The sequence below is a fragment of the Plantactinospora sp. A48 genome (assembly GCF_055793945.1).
The window spans coordinates 1-13,966 of the sequence record NZ_JBTIXF010000068.1; the positions used below are offsets into that span (position 1 = coordinate 1).

Sequence of the window (13,966 nt, forward strand, 5' to 3'; positions counted from 1 at the left end):
CCCCCCCCCCCCCCCCCCCCCCCCCCCCCCCCCCCCCCCCCCCCCCCCCCCCCCCCCCCCCCCCCCCCCCCCCCTCTCTCCCCCCCCCCCCCCCCCCCCCCCCCCCCCCCCCCCCCCCCCCCCCCCCCCCCCCCCCCCCGGGCCGGGCTCACCTTGCCAGGTGCAACTGGCGAGGCGTCGGGTCGGAACCGCCTCTCAGGCGGTCGGCACCAGCGAGCACCTGACGCTCGACCGCGAGACGCCCGTGGTGTCCTTCACCGTCGGGCACATGAACTGGGAGTAGCGGGTGTCGTTGTCGACGAAGATCTTCAGCCACGAGATCTGGCTGCGCAGCTCGATGTCGTTGGCTCGGGTGAAGTAGAGATGGTCGGCGTTGGAGAGCATGAAGTAGGCCCCGGGGACCGAGGACGGCAGGCTCGGGTAGAGACCGTCCAGGTAGGACGGGGTGACGGTGGTGTCGTTCTGGCCACCGACGATCAGGGTCGGCACCTGGTCGCTGGAGAGGTTGCCGGAGGGCTTGTAGGGTGCCAGCCCGATCGCGGCCTTCAGCGACGACCGCTGGGACGCCGCGTAGAGGGCACCGCCGCCGCCCATCGAGTGGCCGATGACGGCCAGCCGGTTACGGTCGACCCGGTCGCGTACCGCGCTCTGGTTGACCAGGTAGTCCAGCCCGGCGAGCAACTGGGTACCGCGGGCGGTGTCGAAGTCGTTGAGGCTGTTGGTCTCGATGCCGATCACGACGAACCCGAACGAGGCGAGTCGCGGACCCATCCAGGCCTCTTCGTTGGCGAACTTGGCGGTGTAGCCCGGCACGATCGCGACCGCGCCGTAGGTGTGACTGGTGTCGGTCGGGTAGTAGATGAACCCCCCGTTGAAGCCGTTTCCGGGCGACACGGTCAGCTGCGCGGTGGCGAAGGGTCCGTACGCGGCCGCGACGCTGGAGACGGTGGGGTCGGGGCCGCGCTGGTACGGGTTCTCCCCGGGCGGGGCCGTGGTCGGCGGGGCGCTCGTCGGCGGCGCGCTCGTGGGCGGCGTGGAGCCACCGGAGAACTGCCACTGCTGGTTGGTCTGCCCGTGGCAGTCGTAGAGCTGGACCTGCTGGCCGTTGGCGGTGCCCCAGACGTCGAGGCAGCGGCCGGACTGCACGCCGCTGATGGTGCCGTTGGAGTTGATGTTCCACTGCTGGTTGGTCTGGCCGTTGCAGCTGTAGATCTGGACCGCCGCGCTGTTGCCGGAGCCGGCCGCGTCGAGGCACATGTTGCCGTACACGGTCAGTTGCCTGCTCGACGTGTACGTCCACTGCTGGTTCGACTGGCCGTTGCAGTCGTACAACTGCACCCGGGTCCCATTGCTCTGGGAGGCGTTGGGCACGTCGATGCAGCGGCCCGACTGGACACCGAGGATCCGGCCGGCGCCACCGCTCGGTGGCGGCGTGGTCGGTCCGGAGGTGGGGGTCGGCGAACTGGTCGGCGAGGGGCCGCCGGTCGGCGAGTTGGTCGGGCCGGGTCCCGCCGCGTTGAGGGCGTTCAACACCGAGGTGTACGCGGCCTTCTTGTTACCCCCACCGTCGAACAACAGCGGGTTCTCCCCGGAACGCCAGGAGTCACTGTCCCGCACACCCCACACGGTGATACCGATACACCGCTGCACGTTCATACACGCCTGAGTCAGACCCGCATACTGCGTCGTGGAAGAGTTGGTGACGTCGACCTCCGTCAACGCCACATCCACCCCCAGGGCGGCGAAACTCGACAGCGTCTGCTGGAAGTTGCCCGGCAGGGAACTACCACCGGTGAAGTGCGTCTGGAAACCCACACAGTCAACCGGCACCCCCCGGGACTTGAAGTCCTGGATCATCCGGTAGACGCCCTGCGTCTTCGCGTAACTCCAGTTCTCGATGTTGTAGTCGTTGTAGCAGAGCTTCACCCCCGGATCAGCCGCCCGCGCGGTCCTGAACGCGACCTCGATCCAGTCGTTGCCGGTGCCCTGCAGGTTCGACTGCCGACGGCTACCGTCCTCGTTGAACGCCTCGTTCACCACATCCCACGCGGCGAGCTTGCCCTTGTAGTGCGCCATCACCCCGTTGATGTGGTTGATCATCGCACTACGCAGGGCGCTACCGGACAGACGTTGCATCCAACCCGGCTGCTGCCCGTGCCAGGCCAGAGTGTGACCCCGCACCTGCATCCCACGCTGCGTGGCCCAGTTGTAGATCTGATCCCCGGCGGAGAAGTTGAACTGGTTCTGGTTCGGCTCCGTCGCGTCCGGCTTCATCTCGTTCTCGGCGGTGACCATGTTGAACTCACGCGCCGCGATCGTCGTGTAGGTGGAGTCACCCAACCTGCTGCCGGCGATGGCCGTACCGAAATACCGACCCGACTGCGCCGCCGCGGCGCCCAGAGTGGTCGCGGCGGCGTTGGCGTTCGGGACCATGACCGTGATCGTCAACGCGGTGACCATGCTGGCCGCGCCGGCGAGGAAGACTCTGCCGATCGGCGATCGTTTCCGCCAGGTATTGCCATGATGCACAGGCGGGATCTCTGCCATCATGGCCTCCTTTCTGACTGATGTCCGGATTGCCCGACCGTCGCGGCGACCCGAACATATACGAGGGTGTCGATGTCTCGCCGATGTTGCCAGATCGTTGCCGGCGCGGCAATGTTTTCCGAAAACCTTCCGGAAGATGAAGCGGACAATCCGGCTCACCGGCGGATCGGGCCGTGATCCACCTGGGGACGGGAACTGGTTCACCAGCCCTGGTCAAGGCGCTGCTGCCGATCGGGATCCGACCATCCGTCCCAGGGGTCACCAGCTCACGGCCGGACCCTGGACACCCCGGACAGCCCGGACACGCTGCCGGCTGAGCGGCGCGTTCCGGATCCGTTTCGGCTCACCGAACAGGGGCCTCGCTGCCGCATGTCAGCAGCTCAACGCGGCAGATAGGCCGGAGGCACCAGCATGCGAGCCACACCGCGACGATCGCTGGCGATCCGCTTCCACTCAGGTTGGCCGGCCCACAGGCGTCAGGCCGATGATCCTCGGGCGGGCACCGTCAGGACGCCGCGAGCAGCCGAATCTCACAGTGGACGCCGCTGGCCTTGGTGAGGCGCCCGTCCCCGGTCACGAGCGGGCAGGCCAGCAACTCCGCCACCGCGACATAAGCCGCGTCGTACGCCGTGACATTGCCCCGCAACTGCCACATCCGGTCAAGCAGCATGGCGACGCCAACCTCGTCGATGACCAGCGAGGGCAGGGTGTCGATCGCCTCCTGAGCCCGAGCAAGACCGAGTTTCCCCCCGAGGACCTTGCCTCTGATCACCGACATGACCTCGACCAGCAGGTGTCTCGGCGCCGCCCAGTGCGGATCTCCGGCCAGTTCCGCCCGCGACGCGTCGCCAACTGGCCCGTCGTCGACCAGGGCGTCGGCCAGAACCGACGCGTCCACGACGATCATGCGGCGCTTCCCCATGGTCCGCGCTGCTCCCGCTGGTCATTCAACTCGGCTGCGCTCTCCCCCGGCAGGGAGCGAGTACCGTCCGATCGGCCGGCGAAGCGGTCAAGGGCCGCCGTGTTGCGTAGTCGTCGAGCCTGCGTCTCCACCAGCTCCAGCAGGTACGCCTGGAGTGACTGCCCGCGTGCCTTGGCCTGGGCCGCCAGGGCGTCTCGCACCTCTTCCGGCACGTCCCGAATCTGGAGAGCGACCATGCATTCATTATGCATGCAGCATCACTTGCTCGCCAGGAAAGATCCGAAGCTTCGATCAACCGGTTCGCATGACGACTGCGGCATGGCGAAGAACCGCAGGTCAGAGAAGTCCGTGGGCCGCCAGGGACTCGAACCCTGAACCTATGGATTAAAAGTCCACAGCTCTGCCATTGAGCTAGCGGCCCGCGTGCGTCAGGTTACCCGACGCCGAGGGGTGAGATCCGAACAGTTCCGGTCAGTGCTGAACGGGCCAACAGGTTCCGCACGGCCAGCACGGCGGCCCATCGGATGCTCAGCATACGTACCGATGAGATCCCAGCGTGACGGCGGACCCGGCCGCCCGGGAGGCTGCTCGGGGGGCTGGGTCCGCCGTTGTTCGCGGCCGGTTGTCCGGCCGGGGTCCCCGGCGGCAGGGCTGGTGGGACGTCGCCCTGCCGCCGGGCACTCCCGTCGTCAGAACTGGTAGCCGACGGAGGTGATGTTGGCCTGCACGGCACTCTCGGTGGCGTCGGTGGGGTAGCCGATGGCCACGGCGCCCTCGAAGAAGTAGCCCTTGCCGTTCGGGCTGTTGTCACCGCCGGTGCCCAGCAGGATCGAGTTGCCGATCTTCATCGGCGAGTACCCGTTGGACGGCAGCGGTCCGGAGAAAGGTCTGGTCAGGCCGCCGCTGTTGGCGTTGCCGTACTTCAGGGTGAAGTTCGTCGTGCCGTTCTCCTTCAGCCAGGCGCTGACGAACGGGAGATGCACGCCCTGGTTGTTCGGGTCCTTGTTGGAGCCGGTGTTGGTGTGGAACATGCCGTTCTCCAGATCGGCCTCCACCCAGGGGCCGGTGCCGACGCAGGGGTTGTTTCCCCAGTCCCCGAACCAGCAGGCGGTGCCCCAGTAGATCGCGGCCATCGTGCCGTTGCCGGCGTCGGTGTGGTTGTTCACACCGCTGCCGTAGTCGAAGCAGCAGTATCCGCTGGTGTAGTTCGACGAGGTCACCATGTACATGCCCTCCGGCTGCGCCCCCGTCGGCACGCCCTTGGCGTTGTCGACCCGGTAGCCCATGCCCGGGTCGATCTTGACGCCGTACACCCGGTGTCCGCCCGCGGTCAGCGGGAGGGCCTTGGCGTTCGCCGGGCTGTCCGAGCCGTTCGGCCCGCTGCCCTTCCACAGACCACCCCAGGAGACCGGCAGGTCGTTGTGGTACGCGGTCTGGTCGTAGATCTTGGTGATCGTGCAGGACGTGTTCGCGCAGAACGTGTCCTGCGTCGCACCGTTGGCGTAGCCGCCCGCGGACAGCACGCCGATGTCCCGGTACGTCTTGTCCGACGCGCGCTGTACCTGGTAGAGCGGCCCGTTGTAGGCGGCGTACAGCGCCCGGACGGTGCTGTGCGCGGTTCCACACGGCGTGCCGCCGGCGGCGTACAGGTCACAGGGCAGCGCGGTGACCGGCGGGGCGGACGTCGGCGGGGCACTCGTCGGCGGGGCGCTCGTGGGCGGCGCGCTGGTCGGCGGGGCGCTCGTGGGCGGCGCGCTCGTCGGCGGGGCACTGGTCGGCGGGGCGCTGGTCGGCGGCGGGGTCACCGGGCCGTTGCACAGGACGCCGTTGAGGGCAAAATCCGTGGGTACGGGGTTGCCGCCGGTCGCGGAGCCGTTGAAGCCGAAGTTCGTGTTCCCGCCGGCGGGGATGCTGCCGTTGTAGGAGAGGTTGGTCGCGGTGACGGCGCCGCCGGACTGGGTGATGGTGGCGTTCCAGTACTGGGTGATGGTCTGGCCCCCGCTGAACGACCAGGTCAGTCGCCAGTTGCTGATCGCGTCGCCGAGGTTGTTGATGATGACGTTGGTGTTGAAGCCGCCGGGCCAGGACGAACTCACGGTGTAGTTGACCGAGCAGCCCGTCGCGGCCTGGGCCGATCCGACGGTGACGGCTCCGTACACTCCGACCACGGCGGCCATCCCAGCCGCCAGCCAGAGCCGATTTCTCGGTTTCATGGAACTCCTTAGGTGTCGTTTCCGCGGTGCTGGCATGGTCAGCCGCAGGACAGGGTCGAGGGGGCGGTGTTGGTGCTGCCCGAGTTGGCCAGGAAGCCGAAGGTGGTGGACTGGCCGGGGCCGAGCGAGCCGTTGTAGCTGACGTTGGTGACCGTCACGTCGGCTCCGGTCTGGGTGTACGTGCCGTTCCACGCCTGGGTGATGGTCTGCCCGGTGGGGAACGTCCAGCGGACCGTCCACCCGGTCAGGGTGGAGTTACCGCTGTTGGTGACGGACACCTCGCCCTGGAAGCCTCCGGACCAGGAGTTGATGACCCGGTAGCTGGCGGTGCATCCGGAACCGGGCCCCGAGGTGGTCGGCGGGGTGCTGGTGGGCGGTGCACTCGTGGGCGGCGCCGTCGTCGGCGGAGCGGTGGTGGGCGGCGCGGTCGTGGGTGGCGCGGTGGTGGGCGGTGCGGTCGTGGGCGGTGCGGTGGTGGGTGGCGCGGTGGTGGGCGGTGCGGCCTGGACTCCGGCCGCGGCCATCACGGCCTGGGCGCCGGACGGCCAGTTGTTGTTGGTGACCGTGACGTTCCCGGAGACGGTGTTGCGGTGGTCGCCGTTGGTGACGTCCGTGCCGCCGTTCGTGGACCAGTTGTTGGTCAGCCTGAGGTCACCGGTGTTGTTCCCGCCCTGGTAGTTGGCGTGCGCCATGCTGCCGATGGAGGAGAACACGTTGTTCGTCGTGTTGTAGTAGCGGGAGCCCTCGTCGAAGTAGAGCCCGAAGTACCCGTTGGTCCGCAGGCAGTAGTTGCCGCTGATCGTCGCGCCCTGGTTGGCCGACAGGGTGTAGATGCACGCTCCGTCATTCATCTGCTGCATGACGTCGTGTACGTAGTTGCCGGTCACCTGGTAGTTCGACGCCGTGGTGGCCGTGCTGTAGCGGGGCTGGTAGTTGTACAGCCCTCGGTTCTGGTAGTCGTTGCTGCCGCCGGCGTCGTTGGCGCCCCATCCGTAGCCGACCCCGATACCCAGGTACGGCAGGTTGTAGATCTCGTTGTGCGTGATGGTCGCGTTGGTGACGTACGTCGGCAGGAACGAGGTGATGCCCCGGTAGTCGAGGCCGATGTCGTGGACCACGTTGTTGCTGAAGGTGAGGTCGCGGTTGACCATCCGCGAGTCGCTCGGGTGGTGCGCGTCGGCCTGCACCCCGCCGGCCACTACCGCGCCGGCCGAGTTCCGCTGGAACACCGAACGGGTGACCGTGATGGAGCTGGCGCCCAGTCCGACGCCGGTGCCGTGGGCGTTGGCGTCGTTTCCGATCCCCATCGCCGTCTGGCCCAGGTTGACGAACTGGTCCTCGCTGAAGGTGATGTTGTTCGCGGCGGACACCTGGACCGCGCCGGGCATCTGGTTCCAGTGCGGTCGGGCCGCCTCGAACTGGGTGCAGCCGAAGTTGCAGGAGCCGAAGCCGGGCCACGACCAGTTGCCGGAGATGTACGACCCGGTCTGCTGGTCGACGAAGCCCTGGTTGCTGCTGGGGCCCAGCCAACTGGTGCCGGTGAACGTGATTCCGGAGAACGCGATGTGGTGCGCGGGCGAGGCGTACGAGCCGCCCACCTGCACCAGGGATTGCAGCAGCGGGAACTCCACGTCGACGCTGCTCATGTTCTCCCCCGACCGGGGGATGTAGTAGAGCGTGCCGGTGCCGGTGTTGACGTACCACTCACCGGCCGAGTCGAGGAACTCGTAGGCGTTCTCCAGGTACATCGGTCCGGCCCGGTAGGGGCTGGTGAACGTGTCGTAGCCGAACCCGTTGTTGTTCCACGCCGGCTGCTTCATGGTCATCATGCCGCCGCTGATGCTCTGCACCGGCGAGTACCGGTCGGTGAACGAGTTGATCGCCTCGACCTCGACCCGGCTCTGGTTGGCAAGGTTGTTCAGGTAGTTCAGGTTGCTGTTGGTGAACCGCAGGCCGGTGCCGGAGGCGGTGAAGTCCGACCGGTTCACCTGGGTGCGTGCCCGGGTTGCCAGCGCGCCGTTGACGTACAGCTGCCGGGCCTCCAGCCCGGTCCCGACGCTGGCCCGCCAGATGTTCTTGCCGGAGTCCGCCACGGACCAGCCGGTGACCTGCTTCGCACCGCTGATCGTCGGGCGCGCGCCCGGGGCGGCCTGCCAGCGCACGGTGTGGCCGTTCGTACCGGAATCCGCAGATGTGAACGTTAACACCGAAGGAGTCCGGTAAACCCCGTCGGAGAGTTGTACGACGATATCGTCCGACATGCCGGCGACCAGTGCCCGGACCGCCGCCTGCGCGCCCGAGAGCGAGCATGGCTCGGCGGCCGAGCAGGTGCTACCGGTGCCGGATGGCGAGACGTAGATGGTGGTGGCGGCCGCCTGGGCGGCGCCGGCCATGGCGACGACGCCGGCCACGAAAACGGTGGCGGCGGCGACGCCGGCCAGCACCGATCTCCGGGACGGTTGACGGGGTAGCTGCACCGGGGCTCCTAACCTGAATGACTGGGCCAGCGGTGCGGGGCGCGGCATGGCCACCGTCCGACCTGGCGGGTGTCCCGGTTGCCCTGACCGGAAAGAGTACGATTCATCTGGCAGCCCGGGTGCCAGACATCCTGCGCACTAACCACTCATGGATACCAGTCAATCTTGTCGCGCGCAAGCACGAACAGACCGGTCTTCAGCCCGGGGCCCCGGGTCCGAACAGGGCGACCGCGGGCGATTAGAGGTGAATGGCCGGGCTCAGTGCCGGAACCCGCACGTAGATAGGCGGGCTTAATCCCAGGAGACCCGCTGCTTCGGCGTCGGGACCTCCGGATCGGCCGGCCCGGTGGCGCCGATCGGTGCCAGGACCACCGTCGGGCCCGGGTCGGCGACGATCGGACCGAGGGCCGCCTCCACGGCCTCCGGTACGTCACCGGTCCACGACACGTCGCCGGTCCAGGTTGTCGCGCCCCGGTCGGCGTGCGGGACCGAGGCCCGTCGCCGGACTCCCGTTCCAGCCACCCGGTGCTGGGGCGGTCGCGGCAGCAGCAGGAGTACGAACGCCAGCAACGTCACGGCGACGATCGCGTCCAACCAGTAGTGGTTGCCGGTGGACACCACCACGGTGAGGGTGAGCAGCGGATGCAGCAGCCAGAGCCACCGCCACCGGCCACGGGTGGCGACGATCAGCGTCACCGCCACCGCGACGGCCCAGCCGACGTGCAGGGACGGCATGGCCGCGTACTGGTTGGACAGGGTGTCGCTGCTCGGCGAGCCGTACACGGCCGGTCCGAAGATCCGGCCGGTGTCGACCATGCCGGTGGCGGTCAGCATGCGTGGCGGGGCCAGCGGCATGAGCACGTGCAGCACCAGCGCCGCCGCGGTCAGGCAGGCGAGCATCCGGCGGCTCCACCGGTAGTGGGTGGGGCGCCGCAGGTACGTCCAGACCAGGCACAGGGCGGTGGCCGGGAAGTGGACGTAGGCGTAGTACATGTTGGCGGCCCGCACCAGCGGTCGGTGATCGATGATCAGGTGTTGTACGGCGACCTCGGTCGGCAGCCCCAGGTGACGCTCGATGTCCCAGACCGTCCAGGCGTTCGCGATGGCTTCCGTCACATGGCTGTCGACCGCGAACCGGCCGATCTTGTACGCCAGGAACAGCACCGCCACCAGCAGCACCTCCCGGACCGCGGCCCGCAGCCGTGGTCTGGCCCGGGTGTCGCCACCCGTCCCCACCGTCCGGTCGGTCCCGACCGCTTCCCCCACCGTCCGGTCGCGCACCAGGCTCAAGGCCGATCCCCTCCGATCAGGGCCCCCAGGATGGGATCATGACGGTGTTCCCCCCGTTGACCGCCAACGGGACCGGCCGTCACCTCGCCCCCGGGGTGCTCGACGGTCCCTGCTCAGCCCGTCCGCCACGCGCGGCCGAAGGTCGACCGGGCGGGCGGTGCCGGCGCCCACCCCGGCCGACCAGCACGGTGTGGGCACCTGATCAACTTAGTCGGACCGGGCAACCCGCGTGGTCCCGCCACCGTCCCGGTCAGGCCGACGGTCGAGGTTCCGGGCCGAGCGCCCGACCGGGACACCCGTGGCGACACCGACCGGGGCAGCGACGCCGACCGGGGCAGCGGCCGGCGAGCCGGCTACGGCCGGGTCGTCGGGAGCGCCGGTCGAGGGCCCCCGGTCCGGCAGGTCCAGACTGGTTCGCAGGGTGATCTGCTTGAGCAGCAGCGCCGCCAGCAGACCGACCACCGCGACGGCGGCCGAGATCAGGAAGATGTGCCCGGTGGCGTCGCCGTACGCGGCCCGCACGATGTGCAGGATCGGTGCCGGCAGCGAGCCGAGGTTCAGCGTGCTGGAGCCCTCCGAGGCGGCGGGCGGGACGCCGAGCGCGGTCAGGTCATGGGTGATCCGGTCGGTGACCCGGTGCGCCAGCACCGCGCCGAGGACCGAGACCCCGACCGCGCCGCCCAGCGAACGGAAGAATGCCACAGTCGCGCTGGCGGCACCGATGTCGCGCAGCGCCACCGTGTTCTGCACAGCGAGTACGAGGTTCTGCATGGTCATGCCGACGCCCGTACCGACCAGGAACATGCCCGCGCCGACGTAGACCAGCGAGGTCTGGTGGTCGATCGTGCTGAGCAGCCCGAACCCGCCGACCAGGACGATCATGCCGGTGATGACGTACGGCCGGATCCGGCCGGTGCGGGTGATGAACTGCCCGGACACGATCGAGGCGACCAGTACGCCGGCCATCAGCGGGATGGTCAGCAGCCCCGCCTCGGTGGGGCTGTAGCCACGGCCGATCTGGAAGTACTGCCCGAGGAAGACCGCGCCGCCGAACATGGCCATGCCGACCGCGAGACTGCCCAGGATGGCCAGCGCGGTGGTGCGTTGCCGGACGATCTTGAGCGGTACGACCGGCTCGGCGGCGCGGGACTCGACGTACCCGGCGAGGGCGAGCAGCAGCAGCGAGCCGCCGACCATGGCGGCGGTCTGCCAGGAGAGCCAGCCGAACGAGCTGTCGACGAACGAGACCCAGATGAGCAGCAGGCTGACGCCCGCCGCGATGAGGCCGGCGCCCAGGTAGTCGATCTTCACGTTCTCCCGCCGCAGGGTGGGCAGGTGCAGCGTGGCCTGGAGCACGATCAACGCGACGATCGCGACCGGTACCCCGACGAAGAAGCACCAGCGCCAGCCGAGCCAGGAGGTGTCCACGATGAGGCCGCCGAGCAACGGTCCACCCACGGTGGCCAGGGCCATCACCCCGCCGAGATAGCCGTTGTACCTGCCGCGTTCCCGGGGCGGGATCATCGCGGCGATGGCGACCTGGACCAGCGCCTGGAGGCCGCCGACACCGATGCCCTGGAACGCGCGGGCGGCGATGAGCTGGCCGGCGCTCTGGCTGAAGCCGGCGATGGCCGAGCCGGCGATGAAGACGACGATGGCGATCTGGACCAGCGCCTTCTTGTTGAACAGGTCGGCGAGCTTGCCCCAGATCGGCGTGGTGGCGGTCGCCGTCAGCAGGGTCGCGGTGACCACCCAGGTGTACTGGGTCTGCGAGCCGTTCAGCGAGCCGATGATCCTGGGCAGCGCGGTGGAGACCACGGTGCTGCTCAGCATGGCGACGAAGAGCACCAGCAGCAGGCCGCTCAGCGCCTCCAGGGTTCGCCGGTGACTCATCGGTTCCACGTCGCCTCCCGCACAGATGGTTGCCTCGTGCAAGTTTCCACGGATCTTGCCCTATGGGCAACTTTGCCCAGTGAGAACCGCATCACCCGGCCGTAGACTGCCGGACGTGGTGGCGACCGTGGGGCTCCGGGAGCGGAAGAAGGCCGCGACGCGGCAGGCGCTGCACGAGGCCGCGCTGAGACTCGCCCTCGAACACGGCCTGGACCGGCTCACCGTCGAGGCCATCGCCGACGCGGCGGGTCTCTCCCGGCGGACCTTCTCGAACTACTTCGCCAACAAGGAAGAGGCCCTCCTGCACGCCGACCTCGCCCGGCTACGCGAGTTGATCGAGCTGATCCGGTCCCGGCCGGCCGGCGAGGAACCCTGGACGGCGCTGCGCCGCACCGCCGCACGATTCCTCGCCGACACCGCCGAGGTCGACCCGGACTGGCTGACCCGCCGGCGACTCATCGGCGGTCATCCCGGGCTGGCCGCCCAGCAGATCGCCATGTACGGCGCCGTCGAGCGGGACCTGGCCACCGCGCTCGCCGACCGGACACCGCGCGGGGACGGCACCGAGCTGCGTTCCCGGGTACTCGCGGCCACCTTCCTGGCCGCGCTGCGCGCCGGCACCCTGCACTGGATCGACCACCCCGAACGGTCGCTCGACGAGGTGGTCGAGGACGCCCTGTCGCACATCCACCCGACCTGACCGGCGGCATGGTCCTCAGTGCAGCGCCAGCACCGTCCAGGTCGGGACCAGCGGCCGGACCAGCAGCCGCATCCCCGCCTCGCCCGGCGTACGGTCCGCCTTGCGCTGGTTGCACGGGTAGCACGCGGCGACGGTGTTGCCCCAGGTGTTGCGGCCACCCCGGGAGCGCGGCCGGATGTGGTCGACGGTGGTGGCCGACGCCCCGCAGTAGCCACAACGGTTACCGTCCCGACGCAGCACACCGGAACGGGACCAGGAGGGTCCGGCGGCGTACCGCCAGCGGGTGACCACGTACCGGACCAGCCGCAGCACCCGGGGCACCGGGAAGACCCCGATGAGCCGGTCCGGCTCGGCCTCGTGGATCTCCGCGACCTGACGCAGCAGCATCCGGATCGCGTGTTTCAGCGGGACCCGGTGCAGCGGTCCCAGGTCGGCGTTGAGTACGAGTACGGCGGTCACCGGGCCCTCCCTTCGTCGTCGGCCGGGGCAGCACCCCGGGTCAGCGACCCCGGGCGGGCGGCTTGCGGATCAGCGGGCTCGGGGTCGGCGGATCGGTCCCCGCGAACCGGACCGGGAGCGGGCTGCCCCACCCTGTCTCCCGGCCCGGTTCCCCCCGTTCCCCCGCGAGGCCTATAAATCGATGCAGGTCATTGTCTCGTGATATGAAAAAACCGCCCTACCGTGGTTCCGGGTGGGCGGCTCGACGCTTGGTGCGTGCGCTATGCGCACCACCGCCGCGACCGCTCGTGCCACCGGTCCGCGCAGCATGCAGCCGTGCCGACCAGCGACCAACCGACCGGCGACCATCGCGCCGAACCGCTCGTCCGCTCGCACAACACCGTGCGCCCCCCGTTTTTCCCTCGTTGACCTTGCTCGATCACCGTACGACCGTCCCGCGGCCGGAGCAATCGCATTTCCGATCCAACCGGAGAGGATCATCTCCACAGATCAGCCATTGACGGAGCCGAGCACACTCACAGCATGAGTAACGACCAGGGCTTCGGCCCGAACATCCCCGACGTTCCCGGCGGCCCGTCCCGGCACCTACCGATCGGGTCGATACATCCGACCGGGCCGCTCACCGACCGCCCGCGACTCAAGAAGTACGTCGCCATCGCGGCGATCGCGACGCTGGTGCTGCTCTGCGCCGGCCTGACCGTGATCGGCGCGCTCCAGTAGGCGGTCCCCCGACGCCGGCGAGGACGACCACCCCGGCGCCAACGACCCGCCAGGCTCAACGCCGCCTCCGGTCCTGCGTCGGGCCCGAACCAGGGCTCGGCGCGTCGTCACCAGCGCAGGTCGGCCCAGGCGATCCGGGTGGTGTGCCGGCGCAACACCCGGCGGGCGAGCTGTTCCAGCAGCCACGGCCCGACCACCTCGGCGCGTTCGTAGCCGAGCAGCCGGCCCCAACGCCCGGCGGTGACGATCGCGGCCACCACCTCCTCGCGACCGTCCGGACGCCGCTCGGTGACCAGATCGGCGACCCGACCCAACTCGTTGCCGTCGGCGTCCCGGACCACCCGACCGAGCAGGGCACCGACCCGCAGTTCCTCAGGAGGCATGGGAGGACCCCGGGATGCGGTCGATCACGTGGTCGCGCAGCCAGACCTCCAGCGCCGGGTCGGGCAGCAGTTCCCGCCGTACCCGCAGGTTGACGGCGCTGTTCACCTCGGCGACCTCCGCCATGTCGATCCGGATGGGTCCCCGCTCGGGGTCGGCCGCGAGCCGGCGCGCGACGGAGCCCAGCCAGTTGCCCAGGCCACCGCCGATCCGGGCGCCGAGCGCCTGCTGGCCGACCAGCAACGCCGCCACGTACGGCCGGCCGTCGTCGTCGAGGGCCAGTTCCAGGTCGTCCACCTTGCCGACGGGTTCACCGTCGCTGTCCAGGATCTGCCGGTCGAGCAGGTCGAAGCCGATCAGCATG

12 protein-coding genes and 1 tRNA gene are annotated in these 13,966 nt (G+C 69.4%); 2 read left to right on the top strand and 11 right to left on the bottom strand.

The window, feature by feature from the left end; all coding sequences use genetic code 11:
- Nucleotides 1–195: 195 nt before the first annotated feature.
- The 8 genes from ACXN5W_RS25590 to ACXN5W_RS25625 form a co-directional block, all read right to left on the bottom strand.
- Nucleotides 196–2,433 (bottom strand): endo-1,4-beta-xylanase, encoded by a 2,238-nt coding sequence (locus ACXN5W_RS25590; protein ID WP_473160930.1) that lies wholly within the window; start codon nt 2,431–2,433, stop codon nt 196–198.
- Nucleotides 2,434–3,052: 619 nt separating this feature from the next.
- Nucleotides 3,053–3,469, bottom strand: coding sequence for a type II toxin-antitoxin system VapC family toxin (locus tag ACXN5W_RS25595; RefSeq protein WP_473160931.1), 417 nt, complete (start codon nt 3,467–3,469; stop codon nt 3,053–3,055).
- Nucleotides 3,451–3,705, bottom strand: coding sequence for a FitA-like ribbon-helix-helix domain-containing protein (locus ACXN5W_RS25600; protein WP_473160932.1), 255 nt, complete (start codon nt 3,703–3,705; stop codon nt 3,451–3,453). The genes ACXN5W_RS25595 and ACXN5W_RS25600 overlap by 19 nt, the downstream gene beginning before the upstream one ends.
- A gap of 113 nt (nt 3,706–3,818) precedes the next feature.
- Nucleotides 3,819–3,890: transfer RNA gene (locus ACXN5W_RS25605), tRNA-Lys, on the bottom strand.
- Between the two features lie 268 nt (nt 3,891–4,158).
- Nucleotides 4,159–5,682: an arabinofuranosidase catalytic domain-containing protein gene (locus tag ACXN5W_RS25610; RefSeq protein WP_473160933.1), complete on the bottom strand. Its 1,524-nt coding sequence runs from the start codon at nt 5,680–5,682 to the stop codon at nt 4,159–4,161.
- A gap of 38 nt (nt 5,683–5,720) precedes the next feature.
- On the bottom strand, nt 5,721–8,159 hold the full coding sequence (locus ACXN5W_RS25615) for a cellulose binding domain-containing protein (protein WP_473160934.1): 2,439 nt from the start codon (nt 8,157–8,159) through the stop codon (nt 5,721–5,723).
- Between the two features lie 291 nt (nt 8,160–8,450).
- Nucleotides 8,451–9,440: a phosphatase PAP2 family protein gene (locus ACXN5W_RS25620; RefSeq protein WP_473160959.1), complete on the bottom strand. Its 990-nt coding sequence runs from the start codon at nt 9,438–9,440 to the stop codon at nt 8,451–8,453.
- A gap of 216 nt (nt 9,441–9,656) precedes the next feature.
- Complete coding sequence (locus ACXN5W_RS25625) at nt 9,657–11,342, bottom strand: MDR family MFS transporter (protein WP_473160935.1); 1,686 nt, start codon at nt 11,340–11,342, stop codon at nt 9,657–9,659.
- Nucleotides 11,343–11,457: 115 nt separating this feature from the next.
- Here ACXN5W_RS25625 and ACXN5W_RS25630 point away from each other — a divergent pair, with 115 nt between their 5' ends.
- A complete protein-coding gene (locus tag ACXN5W_RS25630) occupies nt 11,458–12,042 on the top strand; it encodes a TetR/AcrR family transcriptional regulator (RefSeq protein WP_473160936.1) in 585 nt (194 codons plus the stop codon).
- A gap of 15 nt (nt 12,043–12,057) precedes the next feature.
- Here the strand turns inward: ACXN5W_RS25630 and ACXN5W_RS25635 are convergent, their stop codons facing one another.
- Entirely contained in the window at nt 12,058–12,501 is a 444-nt protein-coding gene (locus ACXN5W_RS25635) for an HNH endonuclease (protein WP_473160937.1), read from the bottom strand.
- Between the two features lie 522 nt (nt 12,502–13,023).
- On the opposite strand from ACXN5W_RS25635, the gene ACXN5W_RS25640 reads away from it, so the two are divergent.
- On the top strand, nt 13,024–13,221 hold the full coding sequence (locus tag ACXN5W_RS25640; RefSeq protein ID WP_473160938.1) for a hypothetical protein: 198 nt from the start codon (nt 13,024–13,026) through the stop codon (nt 13,219–13,221).
- Nucleotides 13,222–13,328: 107 nt separating this feature from the next.
- On the opposite strand, the gene ACXN5W_RS25645 is transcribed toward ACXN5W_RS25640, so the two are convergent.
- Nucleotides 13,329–13,604, bottom strand: a complete 276-nt coding sequence (locus ACXN5W_RS25645; RefSeq protein ID WP_473160939.1) for a PRC-barrel domain-containing protein — start codon at nt 13,602–13,604, stop codon at nt 13,329–13,331.
- The gene (locus ACXN5W_RS25650; RefSeq protein WP_473160940.1) at nt 13,594–13,965 is read right to left on the bottom strand and encodes a hypothetical protein; all 372 of its coding nucleotides are present in this window, start codon (nt 13,963–13,965) and stop codon (nt 13,594–13,596) included. Before ACXN5W_RS25650 ends, ACXN5W_RS25645 begins: the two co-directional genes overlap by 11 nt.
- Nucleotide 13,966: the final 1 nt, after the last annotated feature.